The organism is Daejeonella sp. (assembly GCF_036405355.1).
GTDB lineage: Bacteria > Bacteroidota > Bacteroidia > Sphingobacteriales > Sphingobacteriaceae > Daejeonella.
Map to the genome: position 1 here is coordinate 1 of NZ_DASWXT010000092.1, position 19,063 is coordinate 19,063.

The window sequence follows — 19,063 nt, forward strand, 5'->3', positions numbered from 1 at the left end:
GGCTACGCCGTTAATCGTCCGTGGAGTAGCCAGCGCAGTAGCTGTTGCTGCATTGCCTGTCACACTTCCTGAGATTGGTGCTGTAACCGTCAGACTGCCAAGTGTGCCTACTGAAGTCAAGGACGAAGAAAACACGTTTGCTGCAAGTGTGGTTCCTGTTAAGGCTGCTGCATCGGCTATAGCTGTGGCTGTGATGTTAATGTTGGAAGTTCCATCAAAAGCTACGCCGTTGATCGTTCTGGCAGTTTCTAGTTTCGTGGCAGTGCCCGCATTGCCGGTGATTGTTCCTGAGATCGGTGCTGTAACCGTCAGACTGTTAAGCGTGCCTACTGAAGTTAACGACGAGCTAACTACTGTAGGATTAAGGGTTGTGCCAGTTAAGGTTCCTGCATCAGCCGCAGCCGTAATGGTAATATCCGCAGTACCATCAAATGGAACTCCATTAATATTCTTTGGAGTTTTTAGCTTCTTAGCTTCTTCAACCTCCAGAGTAATATCCGCTGTACCATCAAAAGCTACACCGTTAATCGTTCTTGGAGTTGCAAGTTTTGTAGCAGTTGCTGCATTGCCGGTAACGCTTCCCACAATAGGATTAGTCACAGAAAGACCGGTTAAAGTACCTACTGAAGTAATGGCTGGTTGAGCTGCTGCAGTTACAGTTTGAGCAGTTTGCGCGGTTGCATTAGCAGGAATCCAGGCAGTTCCATTCCAGCTCAAAACCTGTCCGGCAAGTGGTGCTGTTGCTGATACTGCATTGCCCTGAAGCCGGTTTGCATTCCAAATAGCTGAATTGACATTTGCCGAAAGTGCACCGGTGTTATCCTTGATTATCGAAATATTATCAACCGTAACTGTCGAAGCCTTACCATTCAAATCGGTAATAGTTGCAAAGGATACCCATGCCCCATTCTCTCTGACATAGAACTTATTGTCGGTCGAATTATACACCAACATACCATTGACCGGAGTGGCAATTGCAGTAAGCGCAGTAATCCGTGGCATCAGGATGGCTTTATTTGTCCCATCAATCTGAAAGGCAACATTCTGATTGGTTATGGTAGCCGATCCAATAGCAATCCCCTCAGCGTTCAGTATTTGTTTACTGTTCATATCCAGGTCCTTCGCCGCCATATGGTCACCCATATTATCACCAAGCCTGATCTGTCTCGATTGCCCTTGAACCGTACTTATTGCTCCAAGCAAAACGCCTGTCAAACAGGCCAAACGGATAAATCGCTTCATTGAGTATTTCATATAATCCGATAAAAAATTCTATATCATTTTGTGCTGCAGATTACCTGCATAACAATAATTTATTTCATTAGTAAAACCTTGTACTGTGTTCCGATAATTGTTACGGGATCAGCCTGATAATTTGCGAAACGAATACTAACTTCATTGGTTCCACTTACCCATGCATTGTAAACTGCGAAATCGGGTGTATCTCCGATTAAGGCTACAAAGACTATGTCTCCTGGAACTGCTCCAGCTACTGTAACCTTGACAACATTTGTGCTGTTTGGTTCAATAATCACATTCCCTCCCGAAGTGGTATTAAATTCCTTTGCCTTTTCGACAATTGTTGTTGAAACCTGTAGAATCGACTTGGGCTCCCATGCAGTGCCATTCCAGGTAAGTACCTGACCGGAAACTGTTCCGGGAGAGGCAGAAATTTGAGTTGCTGGATTAATTTGTCCTCCCATATTCCCAAGGTTTAGCTTGGTCTCATCTACCTCCACATTATTGTTAATATTAGTATTGGAAACCCCGCTAAGAAAACTCCAGACTCCCCCTTTACGAACATAAAGTCCCTGTTTTGGTTCTTTTGAAAGGTATATAAGCATACCGTCCAATGGATTTAATGCATTTATTGCAATAGTATCGCTTAAGCGTGGCAATAATAAACCCTTGGTATCACTCTCTAATTCAAGAATAGAAGAGCGTTGAATCTGATCAGGATTAGTACCGATTTTTACCTGTGCCTGGCTAAGATTTACGCAAAAAAGACACGAAATAACAAAAAGAGCCATGCTAAAGCTCTTATTCTGAAAAAATCTTGGAGGGAGTTTACTTTTCATAATTTAAAAATATCTCGGTGAAAGGGCCATTCGATTAAATGAGAATTCATATCTCAGGATTACTTCATGTGAACCTTTTGAAATTATATTGTATTCTGATATACTATGATCATATGCATATCCCAAATGGAGTTCAGGGACAAGTTTAAGATCAATTATTCCTACCATTGCAGTTTTGTTCCGATATGAAATACCCAGACCGAGCATATCTGATATCCAGAAATTTGTATTGATATCATAGGAAATCGGACTTCCAGCCACACCTCTAACTAAAACAGATGGTTTGATATGAAGATCATCACTAAGTGCAAAAACATAACCTGTATTAAAGTAAATGTGCATTTGTTGTTTCATTTCACTGAAAGCACCGGTATTGTTTTCCTTATTGAAGTTATTACGGATTAAATTGGGAGATGAAAGTCCAGCATAGAATTTCTCAGTATTGAAGAACACCCCGGTTCCAAAGTTCAATTTCAGAGAATTGATATTCTGACTGAAAGAAGGATCATTCGGATCAATGACATCAACCTTGGTGTAATCTGTTTTGAAATTATATACTCCCCCTTGTAAACCAAGTGAAATATTTGAATAAGCACCGGTAGGTATCTTGAAAGAATAAACACCCTGAGCACCCAGGGTCTTTGTAATTTCATCCCTGTCATCAAGCAATTTTATGCCAACGCCAACACGCTTACCTGAAATGGGCATATCTGCCGCAAAAAAAGCACTTTGAGGGGCTGTTTTAAATCCTGTATATTGTTTCCGAAACATGGTGGTGATGCTCAAAGCATCTCTGAATCCTGCATATGCAGGGTTAATTTCCAGGGTATTGAACATGTACTCAGAAAAAAGGGGCAATTGCTGTCCTTTCAGATTTTGCGATCCGGTCAGAAAAATAATTAAACAAATAAGTAAGCTAACCGTCCGTTTAAACATCAGTATTTACTATCTGTTAATAATGATATAGCCGGTTACAGGCTTAGAATCATTAAAATTTAAAATATAATAGTAGGTTCCATCCGGAAGAGTATTATTTACCATTCCATTCTGATTTCCTATTCCCTCAAAAGTGTTTTTGTAATTAGTATCTCTGAAAACAAGACTTTGCCATCTGTTGTAAATGTCAATTCTGACTTTATCAGTAGCTTTGAGGTTCTCAATTACGAATTTGTCATTCAAACCGTCATTATTAGGTGAAATACCAACAGGGACTCTGTAATTGGCAAGTACATTTTCCTTCAAAACAGATTTTGAAAAATATTCGTTTAAGCTCATTCCCCCACTTATTGTCCTGGTACTGATAAAGGAGTTTGGTACCGGACTTCCTGTTGTAATTATACCTGGGGTAAGTCCGGTTCCAGTTGTAGAATCCCACTTCTCTATATTTGACTGGTATCTGCTCAGGAAACTCTTTGTTCTGTCGGCTGTAAACTGCGAACCCTCCTCAGTTGAATTATGCTGAGCATTCAAAACAAGATTAGCATTTGGATCAAGATTACTAAATGATAAATTCCATGTCTTAGTAACGAAATTTACATTATCCGGGTTACCGAATATAGCCTTGTCATAAACATTATCGAAAACCCTTAGTTTCAAATCCTGGGTGACCCCGGTATATGTAATCGAAGCCGGTGTGTAACTGCCGACAGTTGATCCAAGTGGAAAAATGATTTGAGTATTCTGTGAACCGCTAGTCTTCCTGATTAAAGAACCGCCACTGGTTGCTGTGCCTGTAACGAAATATTTATTATTATCAAAGCCGGCAATGTTTGCACTTGCTTGCATTATTGTATTTCTGTTATTCAGAATCACCTTGCCGCTCTGAAAATTAAAACTTCTTCTGACCAGAAGGTCGTTGCCCTGAAGAATTAAATTTTGCGGATTATCTAGCGTGATATTAGGGAAACCGCTATTAGGCTGTGAGTTGTTTAAAGTATTGATATATTGCGGTAAAGTAGTTGCTGAAAATCTAATAGATCCACCAAATCCGGTTTGCCCATTTGCACTCTCATCCAATATCTGACTTCCGCTCATATTATTCCAGCGTTCACCATGAAAATTAATTACAGACTGGTTATAGGATCCAATAGAACCCGAGTTATTTAAATCAGAAAATACCGATACATTCGCCTCGGGATGAACATAAAAAGATTCACCTGAATGAACAGTCATTTGCACAATCTCCTGCGCCTTCAAAATGGAAGGAAACAGTATATAAAATGCAAATAAAATATATAATTGGTAGGTTCTGTTTAAATGCACTATGCTCTAAATAATTACTTCAAAAAGGCCTATAATTAAACCCATTGGATGTATAAAGCCATAATCATACCACCGGCAAAATTTCTGGCTTTAAAGACCGCTAGAAGACTATTTATTACTAATATCGTGCTTTAAATTGGCAAAAACGACATTTATTTAATTACAACGATAATTTTTATAATATAAATAAAAACAGAAATGAGAAAATGTAGATTAAATTACCCGTTTCGGGTATTATTTTCTACAAAAACGAGAATATAATATCTCCTTAGGTAATTTTCTTTTCCCAGAATAAATCCGGAAAATTGGAATTGGGAAATACTTTCAGGCTGGCAGTATGGGGAAGATGGAGGACTAAATAAACAGAAAATCCGGACAATTTTAAGCCCCCGATTCAATCCTGAAAGAAGGATTTTATGAATTAAAATTCCAAAAAACAGAAGCAGATTAAAACAAAAAAAGCCATCCCGTAGGATAGCTTTTTTTAATAAGTTTATGAAATTAAACCTTGATTTCTACTTCAACTCCACTTGGTAATTCAAGCTTCATTAGAGCATCAACAGTCTTTGAATTCGAACTGTAAATATCAAGTAAACGCTTGTAAGCGCATAACTGAAATTGCTCTCTACCTTTCTTATTTACGTGCGGTGAACGCAAAACTGTAAATATTCTTTTTTCTGTAGGCAAGGGAATCGGTCCGCTTACCACCGCACCCGTAGGCTTAACGGTTTTAACGATCTTCTCAGCAGATTTGTCTACGAGATTATAATCGTATGATTTTAATTTAATTCTGATTCTTTGGCTCATTGTTGTTTGTTTATGGTTAACGTTAGAGCTATTAGTAACGCTAACCGGTTTATTTTGATTAAGGAGCAAAGAACAATGATCAAGGACAAATAGTCCTCAGTCTTTGCTCTTTGTTCTTTATTCTAATTATGCGTTTGCCTTCTTACCCTTCACCTTGGCTACAACCTCTTCCTGAACGTTCCTTGGAGCTTCAGCATAGTGATCAAATTCCATTGTAGAAGTTGCACGGCCAGAAGTGATTGTACGTAACTGTGTTACATAACCAAACATTTCTGAAAGTGGTACGGTAGCTTTAATTACCTGGGCACCGGCACGTGTATCCATACCCAAAAGCTGACCACGACGGCGGTTCATATCACCAATTACATCACCCATATTCTCTTCAGGAGTCAGGATTTCAATCTTCATGATAGGCTCCATTAATACGGGCTTACATTTAGGTAATGCCTCACGGAAAGCAGATTTAGCACAGATCTCGAAAGACAGTGCATCTGAATCGACTGCGTGGAATGATCCATCAATCAGACGAACTTTCATATCCTGCAAAGGATATCCTGCAAGAACACCATTTACCATGGCTGCAGCAAAACCTTTCTCAACAGAAGGAATAAATTCACGCGGAATAGAACCACCTGAGATCTCATTCACAAACTGCAATCCGGTTTTACCTTCATCGTTAGGAGATATAACAACCTGGATATCAGCAAATTTACCACGACCACCGGTTTGTTTTTTATACGTTTCACGGTGTTGGGTAGTACCTGTAATGGCTTCCTTATAAGAAACCTGAGGAGCTCCCTGGTTCACTTCTACTTTAAACTCACGCTTCAAACGATCCATGATAATATCAAGGTGAAGCTCACCCATACCCGAAATGATAGTCTGGCCTGTTTCTTCGTCTGTTTGTACGCGGAAAGTTGGATCTTCTTCAGATAATTTACCTAAAGCCATACCTAACTTATCAACGTCAGCCTGGGTTTTAGGCTCGATTGCCAAACCGATTACCGGTTCAGGAAAATTCATCGATTCTAAAACAATAGGATGCTTCTCATCACAAAGTGTATCTCCTGTTTTGATGTCCTTAAATCCAACTACCGCGGCAATATCTCCGGCCCCAACATTAGTAATAGGATTTTGCTTGTTAGCGTGCATCTGGAAAATACGTGAAATACGCTCCTTATTATCAGAACGCATATTATGTACATACGATCCTGCTTCAAGATTACCTGAATATACACGAATAAAACATAAACGACCTACGAAAGGATCCGTTGCGATCTTAAATGCTAATGCAGCGAAAGGCTCTTTCTCACTTGGCTTACGAACAATTTCTTCGCCTGTTTCAGGATTTGTTCCCACAATACCTTCTACATCCATTGGAGATGGTAATAATTCCATCACATAATCAAGCATGGTTTGAACACCTTTGTTCTTGAAAGATGAACCACATACCATAGGAACGATCTTTGCATCAAGAACTGCCTTACGTAATGCATCCAAAACCTCACGTTCTGTGATTGTCTCAGGAGCATCGAAGAATTTTTCCATTAAAGTCTCGTCATATTCTGCAACAGACTCCAATAATTTTTCTCTCCACTCAGTAGCTTCAGCCACCATATCATCAGGAATTGGCACTTCAGTAAAGGTCATGCCTTTATCATGCTCATTCCATACAATACCACGGAAGTTGATCAGATCAACTACTCCTTTAAAGCTATCCTCAGAACCAATTGGTAATTGCAAAGGAACTGCATTGCTTCCAAGCATATCCTTAACCTGCTTAACAACTTTTAAGAAATCAGCACCTGAACGGTCCATCTTATTCACGAAACCTATACGGGCTACGTTATAATTGTTTGCTAAACGCCAGTTAGTTTCTGATTGTGGCTCAACACCATCAACAGCTGAAAAAAGGAATACCAGTCCATCCAATACACGTAATGAACGGTTTACCTCAACGGTAAAATCCACGTGTCCCGGAGTATCAATGAGGTTGATATGGTAAGTTTGATCTCTGTATTTCCAGTTAACTGTTGTAGCTGCTGAAGTAATGGTAATACCACGCTCCTGCTCCTGCGCCATCCAGTCCATAGTTGCGGCACCATCATGCACCTCACCAATTTTATGGCTCACACCAGAGTAGTAAAGAATCCGCTCAGTTGTTGTGGTTTTACCCGCATCAATATGGGCTGCAATTCCAATATTTCTTGTGTATCTTAAATCTCTTGACATTATATTATTTCCTGTTAGAATCTGAAATGAGAGAATGCTTTGTTAGCTTCTGCCATTTTGTGAGTATCTTCTTTCTTCTTAACTGCAGCACCTTCACCCTTAGCGGCTGAAATGATTTCTCCGGCTAATTTCTCGGTCATGGTCTTTTCACCACGCTTACGTGAATAGTTGATCAACCATTTCATTCCCAAAGCGATTTTACGCTCAGGACGAACCTCTGTAGGTACCTGGAAGTTTGCACCACCAACACGACGGGATTTAACCTCTACCGCTGGCATTACATTGTTCAAAGCTTTTTTCCAGGATTCTAATCCGTTTTCGCTTGTTTTTTTCTCTACTAATTCAACTGCATCGTAGAAAATAGAGTATGCGATTGATTTTTTACCGTCATACATCATATTATTTACAAACCTGGTTACCATTACGTCGTTAAACTTTGGATCAGGCAGTAAGATTCTCTTTTTTGGTTTTGACTTTCTCATGTTGCTTTCCTCCGTTTAATTATTTCTTTTTACCCTTAGTTGGAGCAGCTGCTACCTGACCTGGTTTTGGTTTCTTAGTTCCGTATTTAGAACGACGTTGGTTACGACCAGCTACACCGGATGTATCCAAAGCACCACGGATAATGTGGTAACGAACTCCTGGTAAATCTTTCACACGACCTCCACGGATTAATACAATAGAGTGCTCCTGTAAGTTGTGACCTTCACCTGGAATGTAAGCATTCACTTCTTTTCCATTGGTTAAGCGAACACGGGCAACTTTACGCATTGCTGAGTTTGGTTTTTTAGGGGTAGTGGTATACACACGTGTGCACACTCCTCTTCGCTGTGGACAGCTGTCCAACGCTGGCGACTTACTCTTGTCGACCAGAGCTACTCTACCTTTTCTAACTAATTGTTGGATAGTAGGCATTTTTTCCTTTTAGTGTTTATATAATTTAATCCCTGCACCTCAGCTTATTACAGCTTTCATTTAGGGACTGCAAAAGTAGGAAGTTTATTTTGATTTTCAATGGGTTGGGTGAGAATTTATTTAGGATTTTAAATGATACAGGAAAGCTTAGGTCTGAGGCCCGATAAGGAATAACTGACAACAGATAAATGAAAATGGATAACTAATAACTGAAGTCTGATGTCTGATATGAAGATTGATCTGTAAAGCAGGGTCTGCCTCTTGTGATATTCTCAGTCCGGCCTGGAGTTTATCCTGACGACAGGAAGCACTATAGTTTTGACTTTGAAATTCAGGTTCATTATAGATTCTTATAAGCTAAAAGCTACCGCTTCAATCCGGTTTAGATCGGTTAGGTTAGTGCAATTATTAATGGTATAGGTTGATCGTACTTATGTTTGAATGACATTCAGAAAACAGTTTTAAAGAATTTCCCAAATTATCAATCGCCAAAAACCGCATCCAGATCAAGCTCAAATCCCGGAAGAACTTCTGAATATACCTTTTCGCTTAAAGTAAATAGTTTAGACGGCTGGTATCTACCCTCTATATCCAGGGTATATTTCAGTAAAGTTTTGTCTCCCGGACTTACAACCCAGTATTCTTTTACTCCAAACTCCTCATAAATATCATATTTATGAAGCAATTCCATCTTATTATTACCCGGCGATAAAATTTCAATCACAATATCAGGCGCACCAATACAGCCCTTTGCATCTATTTTTTTTGGATCGCAGATCACACATATATCTGGCTGCAACACTGTATGAATATCTTTGTCTGCTTTACTTTCCTTGGGGAACCGGACATCAAAAGGTGCATAAAAAACCTTGCAGGACTTTCCATTTAGGTGATTATAAATACCTGAAAATATGTTTGCTGATATTTCCTGATGTAAGGTGGATGGAGCCGGGCTCATCTTACTCACTTTACCTTTAATAAGCTCAACCCTGTCGTCGAAAAACCAGGTTAAATAGTTTGCATAACTATAGGTCAAAGACAAGTCAATATCCTCAAGGGCCAAAACCTTTGCTGTTGGATTAGGGTTAATATAGGTTTCAGACTTATTCATAGGGATTTGTCCTAATTATAAATTTAATTATAAATAACCCCAATCCCTAAAGAAATTAGTAAACGGTAATCCTAAAATACGACTAATATTTACCGTTTACACAATCTCTGCTACCGGTGAGAGTCGGCTATGTAATAAATCTTATAATTTCATTCGGGCTTTAATAATTATTGATTCTTAAAATTTAAACCATGTACCATGAAAAAGATATCTGAGAACAATCTGCCATTGAGTTATGATCCGGATGAAAATAAACGGATGGAGAATGAACTATTACAATTAAAACTAAAGGCTGAGTTAGGGGTTGAGGCCCATATCTCAGCAAATACACCTGCATCAATTGAAAATATATTCCTTAAAAATATGCTTGCCTTTGAGAAAGGATTGGCTGAAGCAGAAGAGATCAATATACTTGAGCTAATTGGGAAGCCTGATTTCATTCCAGAAACTAAACTTGAAGACCTTTCTGTTGAAACCGCCTTAAATAAAATAATGGATTTGTTAAACGAGAAACAGATCGCTCTGGACTTTTTAGGGACTTACGATAACAGGATTAAATATAAATTTATTACTGAAGAACTATTCGAAGAGAAAGTAATGAATGTGCAATTACCCGGAATGATCATGCACTTTATATATGAAGAATTCCACCCCAATCATAAACTGGATATTGAGTATAAAGCAGCAAAATTTATTACCTCATGGTTCAGTCAGGAGAAAGAGCAACTTTCTTTTAGTCTTGCTGATGCCCTGGTATTACCTGATAGAAGAATTTGGAAAAAGGATAAGGTTATAGACAGATTTGCAAAGGTCTTTGATTCTTACCCCCAGTTTAAAAATGGCAATTATCAAATTGAAGATATTAATTATGAGATTAAAGAAGATATAGGATTGGCTTATGCAGAAGGGCTGATTAAGTATACTGCACTGGCCGAAAATCATGATGTAATTGAATTTGAAGGTCCGTTCAAATTGTACTTTACACTCGAGTATGAATGGTGGTCAATTTACTACCTTGTGGTTCCGGGATTTGAGTTCACGAATGATTAGATGATTAAAAAATTATTATTCCTGGAATCTAATCAAAGGCTCTAATACCCGCCAGGTTTTTCTAATCGAATGGCACCTTTTACCTGATGTATGAAAATGGCTAAAACAGATAGTATTGGCCATTAATTCTGTTATAGGATTTAAATTTTTACCTTGCCATGAAACCCACAGATGTTTTAATTCCTTCAATGCAACAGAATTCTCAACTGGACCTCGCTTTTGATTTTGTACAGTATACCGACAAAAATATTTTTCTAACTGGAAAGGCTGGAACCGGTAAAACTACATTTCTTCATCAGCTGAAGAACACCTCATTAAAACGTATGGCGGTTGTTGCACCAACCGGTGTTGCAGCAATCAATGCAGGTGGAGTGACCATTAATTCCTTTTTCCAGCTCCCCTTTGGTCCATATATTCCGGGTAACACAGCTAAAACTGAACATAAACGCTTCAGTAAAGAAAAAATTAACCTGATAAAAAGTCTGGACCTGCTGGTTATCGATGAGATAAGCATGGTTCGCGCGGATACACTCGACCACATTGATGAGGTTTTAAGACGATTTAAGGATCACAAAAAGCCATTTGGAGGTGTACAGCTCTTAATGATCGGAGATCTTCACCAGCTTTCACCTGTTGTTAAAGATGAAGACTGGGCAATCCTGAAAAGCTATTATACAAACATGTTCTTTTTCAGTAGTAAAGCACTGATGGCCACCCAGCCGGTGAGCATCGAATTAAAACATATTTACAGACAGGTAGATTCTAATTTTATTGATCTTTTAAACAGTGTAAGGCAGAATCAGATCGATGAAAATATTTTAAAAAAATTAAACCAGCGTTATATCCCAGATTTCAATCCCAGTGATGAGGAAGGATATATTACGCTGACAACCCATAACAAATCTGCCCAGGAGATTAATGAAGGTAAATTAAAGGAACTGAACAGCCCAATTCATAGATTTAACGCTGTTGTTCAGGATGATTTTCCTGAATATTCCTACCCTACTGTGGCCGAACTGGAACTCAAAAAAGGCGCTCAGGTTATGTTCGTAAAAAATGATCCCTCACGGGAACGCCTTTTCTTTAATGGTAAAATAGGTATAGTTACCTCGATATCTGATGACCATATCCTGGTAAAATGCCCTGGTGATTTGTCGGAAATTGTAGTAAATCCACTTGAATGGACCAATATCAAATATGAGTTGGATACTCAAACCAAGGAGTTAAGAGAAAAAATCATCGGGACTTTCACCCAATTCCCGCTCAAGCTTGCATGGGCAATCACAATACATAAAAGCCAGGGATTAACCTTCGAAAAAGCCGTAATCGATGCAAATATGGCATTCGCCCATGGACAGGTATATGTAGCCCTTAGTCGTTGCAAAAGCTTTGAGGGCATGGTCCTCCGCTCTCCAATCTCTTTTAATAGTGTTAAAACCGATGGGACGATCTCCGAATATACCCGCAATGCAAAAGACAATGAACCCGGTGAACAGCAGTTAATTGCTTCCAGAATTGCATTTCAGCAATCCCTTATTTTTGAGCTATTTGATTTTACTACTCTGAAAACTCACTATTTCCATTTAAAGAAACTAAGTGAAGATCATCACACTATTCTGGATCCAGGTATCATTGAAAGCCTTAATCAGATGCGAGCTCTTGCAGAAAAGGATATCTATGAGGTGGCTGATAATTTCAAAAAACAGCTTTCTAACTATTTTTCAGATAATATACTTCCTGAAGATAATACTGAGCTCCAAAACAGGATAAAAAAAGCTTGTGCTTATTTCAATGAGAAAATAAGTTCGGTATTTTATGAAGCATTGAAGAACCTGAATACAGATACTGACAATAAGGCCGTCGGAACCAGTATCAAAGGCATTTTAGATGACTTTTTTAAGGAAATTGCAATAAAAATTGCACTCATGAAAGCCTCGGCGGGTGGTTTCAGTACGACCAGCTATCTGCAGACCAAATCTAATACTGAAATAGATTATAAGCCAATTAAAAGCTCTTCCCAAAACACTCCATATTCATCAGAAAACATATTGCACCCTGAATTATATCAGGCAATTAAAAACTGGAGAGATGAACTGGCAAAAGAATGGGGAGTACCCCTATATCTTGTATTGGCTCAGAAATCTATTCTGGAAATTCTCCGCTTCCTTCCATCAAATCCGGCAGAATTAGAAAATATCAAAGGTTTAGGAAAAACAAGGGTTAAACAATACGGAACTGATTTACTGGAAATTATCAACTCCTATTGTAAGGATAATGGCATCGAGCGTGATGTACAGGAATTGCCAGTAAAAGAGAAGAAAATAAAGAAGGATACTAAACAGGCCAGTTTCGATTTATTCAAACAAGGGAAAACGATCAGTGATATTGCGAAAGAGCGGGCTTTCACTACCGGCACAATAGAAGGTCATCTTGCCCATTACATTCTAAGTGGTGAGATCTCGGTATTTGAAATCGTACCTAAAATTAAAGTGGCTAAAATCATGGCTTATTTAATTCAAAACCCTGAATCAAGCACTGTTGACACAAAAATTGCCCTTGGTGATGAGGTTTCTTATGGTGAATTAAAAGCTGTCCTAAATCACCTCGCCTTTACCAAATCTCAGCAATTGAATTAGGCTTGTTCTGATTTTCCTGGAGGTATTGATTTTCAAACAATATATCTCATTTCCCATGCAACGATATGATATGACTTAGCGTCATATATTAAAAGGATTCGGGGATCTTACCTGAGACCGGGCAAATAAAATTCAATAAAGAATCAAATCATGAAAAAGCTCCTGTTCTCCATCATTTTTATTATGCTTTTCAGTGTTATTGTACCTGAAGCAAAGGCTGAAAAAGTAAGCACAAGCAATGCTAAAGAGTTGATCCAGTTATTACTCAATAAAGGAAACAATTCCAAAAACGCGAAATTTACGAGGAAAAAGTTAAAGAAAATTGTGCGCAAAGCAGGACGTGTATACCGGACGGTAAAAAAGGATCCGGATAGCCGCAAAAAGTCAAGGAAAGTTCAGCGCACAGCCAGAAGACTGATTAATATATTTTAATAGTTATCCTGCCCACTGGCAAACTTGGGGGCAGGATAACCATTTAAATTCTAATTTGTTGCAGGCCAGATATTATTTGCCGGATTAGAATCAGGGAAAACCTTATCCGGATCAGAGACAATCGAAACGATCTCCTCTGTTGAAGGATAATTAAATGTAAAGCGTGCATTTCGTTCCCAAACTTCAACAGGAAGTTTTAAACGGTTCACTTTTCCGCTTTTTGTTTTGATATCCAGGATGACCGGCATTGCCATTTTATCCAGATTTTCAATAGTTATTAAAGCTCCCTGCTTAAAATCATTATTTACATATTTCAGATCCACAACTCCCTGATCAAGCTTCCAGTTATTCAGGATCCAAGCTCTCCAGAACCAGTTCAGATTTTCACCCGACACATTTTCCATAGTGCGAAAGAAATCATCAGGGGTTGGATGTTTATATGCCCAGCGATCAATATAGGTTTTAAAAGCCCTGTCGAAACGCTCAGGGCCCAATATTTGCTCACGTAAAATACTAAGTGCAATAGCCGGTTTGTAGTAGGCAAGTAACCCAATACTGTTTTCCTTCATATTATCCGGGCTGCTCATTACCGGTTCAAAACCTGGATTGGTCAAGACTTTACCAAGCGCATGCATATCAGCTTTACCCTGCCGGTACTCTCCGCTGTTAAAGTCAGCGGATGCCAGAGTATTAATGAAGGTATTGAAACCCTCATCCATCCAGGCATATAAACGCTCATTGGATCCAACGATCATCGGGAACCAGGTATGACCAAATTCATGATCAGTAACTCCCCAAAGTTCTCCTGATTTAGATTTTGCACTGCAGAATACAATGCCAGGATACTCCATACCACCTGCAATTGAAGCAACATTTGTTGCAGCCGGATAAGGAAATTCCAGCCATTTCTTAGAATTGAACTCATTGGATGCCTTTGTATATTCCGTAGAACGTGCCCAGGCATCATTCCCATCACTTTCAACCGGATATGCTGAAATTGCCATTGATTTCTTACCACTTGGTAGATTCATACGGGCAGCATCAATGATAAAGGCAGCCGACGAAGCCCAGGCAGCATCACGCGCATTCTTTAATTTAAAATTCCAGGTAAGCTCCTGTTTTCCTTTCGGGCGGGAATCCGGATTTGTTACCTCAGCAGCAGATCTGATGATTACTGTTTTATCACTCTGTGCGGCAGCTTTCCACCTTTGCTGCTGTTCTGTGGTATACACTTCCTGAGGATTTACCAGTTCACCCGAACCAACTACAATATGACTTGCTGGAACAGTAATGCTGATATCATAATCTCCGTATTCGAGATAAAACTCACTTGGGCCGATATAAGGAATGGTATTCCAGCCAGATACATCATCATATACGCACATACGCGGATACCACTGTGCAACAGAGAAAATCTTTCCGTTCTTAGTATTTAAAATACCCATACGATCTGAGCCATAATCAGGAGAGGTAAAAGAATATTCGATCTTTAGCCGAAGCTGACCTCCCCCTGAGGAAAGTTCATTCGGCAGATAAACCTGCATTCTTGTATCTTCTATAAAATGCTCGGCATTCTTCTCAATTGTTTTTCCTTTCTCAACAGACAGAATCTTAACAGATTTAATTTTATAACCACCATCAAACTTCTGCCCACGGGCACCACTCCGACTACCACCTGGTGGAATAATCGCATGACCGCGTGAATTCTCCTTAAAAAGGTTCTGATCCAGCTGCATCCAGATAAAAGGAAGTTTATCAGGGCTGTTGTTCGTATAAGTTACAATTACAGTCCCCGAGATCTCATTACTTTGTTCATTTAATCTGACCGCTAATTTATAATCTGCCCTGTTCTGCCAGTATTTAGGTCCGGGCTGCCCTCCTGCAGACCTGTACTCATCACCATTTTTAGTATAAAACATCGGGCCGAAAGTATCATGGTAATTATAATTACCGCCCACCTGACTCTGCTGTGTATATGCCTGGTTTACAAAGCATAATAACGCAATTACAAAAGTTAAGAACCTGAATCTGTTCATTTAATATTTCTCTTAAGTTTTATTAACAACTCGCTTAATTGTTCCTCATTGAATCCCAGGAGAACAGAACCGGAACCTGTTTCAATAACCGGACGTTTTATCACACTGACCTTTTCCTGCATTAGTTTGAATGCTGAGTCTTTTGATGTAATGCTATTTTGAATTTCGGGTGAAAGCATTTTCCAGGTTGTTCCACGCCTGTTTAATAGTGCTTCCCATCCCAAATTCCCTGACCACTCCTCAAGTTTAAGCCGATCAACTCCAAGTTTTTTAAAATCATGAAACTCAAAATCAATTTCATGAAGCCTGAACCAGTCGAGTGTCTTCTTTACAGTATTGCAATTGGGTATTCCGTAGATCTTCATTAAAAAATGGATTTTAAATTATTCTGGATTCGATATTATTCAATAAAAAACACCCCCTATTTGTTTAAACGGGTCATGGTCAATTCCGGACCTACACTGACAAAACTATTTATAAATTCTACTGAACGATCGATTAATGCAGGTAATTCTTTCTGTTCATCAGGATCAAAACCGCTCAACACATAATCAACCTGCCTGCCCTTTGGGAAATTATCCCCTATTCCAAATCGCAGCCTTGCATAGTCTGTACTACCCAGAACTCCTTCAATACTCTTCAAACCATTATGACCGGCAGCACTTCCTTTGGGCTTCAGACGTATTGTACCAAAAGGCAGGGCTAGATCATCCACAACAACCAATATATTTTCGACAGGAATACGTAATTCCTGCATCCAGTAATTAACCGCCTTGCCGCTCAGGTTCATATAGGTAGTGGGTTTGATCACAAAGATCTTACGGCTTTTATAGGCAAACTCGGTATAATACGCCAGCCGCATATTGAAAAAAGATGAATGCGATTGTTTAGCCAGTTCATCAGCAACCATAAACCCAATATTATGCCTTGTATCTGCATATTCCGGACCTATATTTCCTAAACCTATGATCAAATATTTCATGTGGACTACAAATATGCTTCAAAGCTTTTAAAAAAGTATATGCTTACAAAAAAAAAGCAGTGCCGGATTTACCGGCACTGCTTTTGAGATTATTGGGGAAGGACTAATTATTTCTTAGCATCATTCTCTGCCTGTTTAAGGGCACGTGACATGGTTACAGAAACAATGGTATCTTCAGGATTGTTTGTGATAATGAAATTATCGAATTTCAAAGAACCAACACCCACAGATTTTCCAACCTCCAATTGAGAAATACTTACTTCAACATACTGAGGCATATCCTTAGGCAATGCTTTTACACGCAGTTTACGTAATTTCTGAACTAACTTACCACCGATCTTAACACCAGGTGAGGTTCCGGTTAATTTTACAGGGATCAGCATCACTACAGGTTTCTTTTCATCTAATTCTAAAAAGTCAACATGTAATGGTAAATCTGTTAATGGATGAAAATGTACATCCTGAATGATAGCCTGTGCTTTCACACCTGCAACATCCAAAGCAACGAAAGAAACTTCCGGCGTATAAACCAGACTTTTCAAATCAGATGCAGACACAGAAAAGTGGATTTGATTTTTTCCACCATAAAGAACTGCAGGCACTTTACCTTCGTAACGCAGCTCTTTAGCGTCTCTTTTCCCTACGTTCTCTCTTGGAGAACCGCTAATAGCAATTGATTTCATAATTATTATTTGTTATTGTTTGTATTTAACTGTTAGAAAACCTAACAATCTAATATTTTCAGTCTTGACCCGATAGCTATCGGGTCTTGGTGTCTGTCCTTATTCCTTGTTCTTTAATCAATTTTAAACAGTTCACTTATTGAGGCGTGTTCATTGACATTGGCAATTGCACGACTGAAAAGATCTGCTGTTGAAAGTACTCTTATTTTAGGGCTTGATTTAGTTGATGCAATCGTATCAGTAACAATCAGCTCTGTGAGTGCTGAAGTCTCAATAGTCCTGTAGGCATCTCCTGATAATACGGGGTGGGTACAAACTGCTCTAACGCTATTGGCACCTTTTTCCATGATCAACTCTGCTGCCTTTGCCAGTGTTCTGGCTGTATCACATATATCATCAATCAGAACCACATCTCTTCCGGTAACGTCACCGATTATAGACATTGATTCGATCTCGTTAGCTCTTTTTCTTTGTTTATCACAGATCACAACTTCTGCGTTAAAGTATTTGGCAAAAGTCCTTGCTCTGTAAGACCCCCCCATATCGGGCGATGCTATTGTCAGATGAGGCAGATTCAGACTTTTAATATGTGGAACAAATATTACTGAAGCGTCAAGGTGATCAACAGGAATATCGAAAAAACCCTGTATCTGTGCAGCATGCAGATCCATTGTCATGATCCGGTGAGCTCCGGCAGCTGTCAGCAGATTGGCAATTAATTTTGCACCAATTGCTACCCTGGGTTTATCTTTACGATCCTGTCTGGCCAGGCCAAAATAAGGCACAACAACAGTAATGTAATGAGCTGAAGCCCTTTTTGCAGCATCTATCATCAACAAAAGCTCAACGAGATTATCGTTAGGCTGATTAGTTGATTGAATCAGAAATACATCACAACCCCGAACTGACTCATTATAATGCGGCTGAAATTCACCATCACTAAATCTCGACAAAGTCATGTCTCCCAATTCCTTGCCATAGCTCACAGCTATTTTCTTAGCCAGATCTGTAGTTCCTGAGCCGGCAAATAATTTGATGGTGTTAAATGTTACGGGCATTTTTGTTTCGGATTTCGAAATTATAATTTCGGTTTTAAACTAATAAAAACACAATGTCTATATTGTATAGATCGCCAGGCGACCTTGAAATGTGCAATTCCGAAACTCGAAATTAATTGGTTGCCCGACCAGGATTCGAACCTAGACAAACTGCACCAAAAACAGTCGTACTACCATTATACTATCGGGCAAACAAAAATCAAAAGGAAGCTCCTTTTGAAATGGTGTGCAAATATAGGGGGATAAAGTTTAAAGTGCAAATGAAAATTCATTTTTGTTTGTTGACTTAAGAAGTAGAGGATCTGAGGTCTGAAGTATGAGGACTGAGGTCGGATTACCGTTTACTAGGTTAAGATGGAGATATCCTCAATCTTATAAATGAATGCTTTAATTCGGATAAGCATTATTTTTATGATTAAATCATTTTCTGATCTGGATGTCTATCAGCTTTCCTATCAATTGTCAATGAGTATTTTTTAATCTGACAAGAGATTTTCCTTCTTCTGAAAAATACTCTTTGACCAGCCAAATAATTCGCTCTACAAGATCAATAAGCGCTAATATTGCAGAAGGTTTTGGGCGGAGAATATATCATTCAGAATTCAAAAAAAATCTGATCTAATCAGCCGGATCTTTAGAAGAAAGTAAAGTGCGGTTAAATTTCGCTAAAGACTGCCACTATATAACACAAGAACAATTTAACATTTATAATACTAAAGCAGACGAAATTGGAGCAAAACTTCACAAGCTCTATGTAAACTGGAAATCTTAATCAAAATAA

General features: G+C 38.9%; 16 protein-coding genes, 1 tRNA gene and 2 pseudogenes. 4 read left to right on the forward strand and 15 right to left on the reverse strand.

Annotated features, from left to right (window positions below; all coding sequences use genetic code 11):
• The 9 genes and pseudogenes from VGE44_RS11350 to VGE44_RS11390 form a co-directional block, all read right to left on the reverse strand.
• Positions 1 to 1,242: pseudogene (locus tag VGE44_RS11350) on the reverse strand (hypothetical protein); the annotation flags it as partial.
• Between the two features lie 71 nt (positions 1,243 to 1,313).
• Positions 1,314 to 2,078, reverse strand: a complete 765-nt coding sequence (locus tag VGE44_RS11355; protein ID WP_331079070.1) for a hypothetical protein — start codon at positions 2,076 to 2,078, stop codon at positions 1,314 to 1,316.
• Positions 2,079 to 2,081: 3 nt separating this feature from the next.
• On the reverse strand, positions 2,082 to 3,014 hold the full coding sequence (locus tag VGE44_RS11360; protein WP_331079072.1) for a type IX secretion system membrane protein PorP/SprF: 933 nt from the start codon (positions 3,012 to 3,014) through the stop codon (positions 2,082 to 2,084).
• A gap of 9 nt (positions 3,015 to 3,023) precedes the next feature.
• Entirely contained in the window at positions 3,024 to 4,340 is a 1,317-nt protein-coding gene (locus VGE44_RS11365) for a gliding motility-associated C-terminal domain-containing protein (RefSeq protein ID WP_331079073.1), read from the reverse strand.
• A gap of 501 nt (positions 4,341 to 4,841) precedes the next feature.
• Positions 4,842 to 5,147: a 30S ribosomal protein S10 gene (gene rpsJ, locus VGE44_RS11370; RefSeq protein WP_090706153.1), complete on the reverse strand. Its 306-nt coding sequence runs from the start codon at positions 5,145 to 5,147 to the stop codon at positions 4,842 to 4,844.
• Between the two features lie 126 nt (positions 5,148 to 5,273).
• Positions 5,274 to 7,379 (reverse strand): elongation factor G, encoded by a 2,106-nt coding sequence (gene fusA, locus VGE44_RS11375; RefSeq protein WP_331079078.1) that lies wholly within the window; start codon positions 7,377 to 7,379, stop codon positions 5,274 to 5,276.
• A gap of 14 nt (positions 7,380 to 7,393) precedes the next feature.
• The gene (gene rpsG, locus VGE44_RS11380; protein WP_276359167.1) at positions 7,394 to 7,861 is read right to left on the reverse strand and encodes a 30S ribosomal protein S7; all 468 of its coding nucleotides are present in this window, start codon (positions 7,859 to 7,861) and stop codon (positions 7,394 to 7,396) included.
• 19 nt (positions 7,862 to 7,880) lie between these two features.
• On the reverse strand, positions 7,881 to 8,294 hold the full coding sequence (gene rpsL / locus VGE44_RS11385) for a 30S ribosomal protein S12 (protein ID WP_026897873.1): 414 nt from the start codon (positions 8,292 to 8,294) through the stop codon (positions 7,881 to 7,883).
• A 481-nt stretch (positions 8,295 to 8,775) separates the two neighbouring features.
• The gene (locus VGE44_RS11390) at positions 8,776 to 9,405 is read right to left on the reverse strand and encodes a Uma2 family endonuclease (protein WP_331079084.1); all 630 of its coding nucleotides are present in this window, start codon (positions 9,403 to 9,405) and stop codon (positions 8,776 to 8,778) included.
• Between the two features lie 198 nt (positions 9,406 to 9,603).
• On the opposite strand from VGE44_RS11390, the gene VGE44_RS11395 reads away from it, so the two are divergent.
• The 3 genes from VGE44_RS11395 (at position 9,604) to VGE44_RS11405 (ending at position 13,523) form a co-directional block, all read left to right on the forward strand.
• Positions 9,604 to 10,455, forward strand: coding sequence for a hypothetical protein (locus tag VGE44_RS11395; RefSeq protein WP_331079086.1), 852 nt, complete (start codon positions 9,604 to 9,606; stop codon positions 10,453 to 10,455).
• Positions 10,456 to 10,643: 188 nt separating this feature from the next.
• On the forward strand, positions 10,644 to 13,091 hold the full coding sequence (locus VGE44_RS11400) for a helix-turn-helix domain-containing protein (RefSeq protein ID WP_331079088.1): 2,448 nt from the start codon (positions 10,644 to 10,646) through the stop codon (positions 13,089 to 13,091).
• A 150-nt stretch (positions 13,092 to 13,241) separates the two neighbouring features.
• Entirely contained in the window at positions 13,242 to 13,523 is a 282-nt protein-coding gene (locus VGE44_RS11405; protein ID WP_331079091.1) for a hypothetical protein, read from the forward strand.
• 50 nt (positions 13,524 to 13,573) lie between these two features.
• Here the strand turns inward: VGE44_RS11405 and VGE44_RS11410 are convergent, their stop codons facing one another.
• From VGE44_RS11410 to VGE44_RS11435, 6 genes are all read right to left on the reverse strand, one after another.
• On the reverse strand, positions 13,574 to 15,559 hold the full coding sequence (locus VGE44_RS11410; protein ID WP_331079093.1) for a M1 family metallopeptidase: 1,986 nt from the start codon (positions 15,557 to 15,559) through the stop codon (positions 13,574 to 13,576).
• Positions 15,556 to 15,924 carry a Spx/MgsR family RNA polymerase-binding regulatory protein gene (locus VGE44_RS11415; protein WP_331079096.1) on the reverse strand — a complete coding sequence of 123 codons (369 nt, stop codon included), beginning with the start codon at positions 15,922 to 15,924 and terminating at the stop codon, positions 15,556 to 15,558. Before VGE44_RS11415 ends, VGE44_RS11410 begins: the two co-directional genes overlap by 4 nt.
• Positions 15,925 to 15,980: 56 nt before the next feature.
• Positions 15,981 to 16,541, reverse strand: coding sequence for an aminoacyl-tRNA hydrolase (gene pth, locus VGE44_RS11420; RefSeq protein ID WP_331079098.1), 561 nt, complete (start codon positions 16,539 to 16,541; stop codon positions 15,981 to 15,983).
• A 107-nt stretch (positions 16,542 to 16,648) separates the two neighbouring features.
• The gene (locus VGE44_RS11425) at positions 16,649 to 17,224 is read right to left on the reverse strand and encodes a 50S ribosomal protein L25/general stress protein Ctc (RefSeq protein ID WP_331079100.1); all 576 of its coding nucleotides are present in this window, start codon (positions 17,222 to 17,224) and stop codon (positions 16,649 to 16,651) included.
• A gap of 113 nt (positions 17,225 to 17,337) precedes the next feature.
• Complete coding sequence (locus tag VGE44_RS11430) at positions 17,338 to 18,282, reverse strand: ribose-phosphate pyrophosphokinase (protein WP_324486870.1); 945 nt, start codon at positions 18,280 to 18,282, stop codon at positions 17,338 to 17,340.
• Positions 18,283 to 18,399: 117 nt separating this feature from the next.
• Positions 18,400 to 18,473, reverse strand: a tRNA-Gln gene (locus VGE44_RS11435).
• A 290-nt stretch (positions 18,474 to 18,763) separates the two neighbouring features.
• On the opposite strand from VGE44_RS11435, the pseudogene VGE44_RS18445 reads away from it, so the two are divergent.
• Positions 18,764 to 19,054 (forward strand): annotated as a pseudogene (locus VGE44_RS18445) (four helix bundle protein).
• The last annotated feature ends 9 nt before the right edge of the window (positions 19,055 to 19,063 follow it).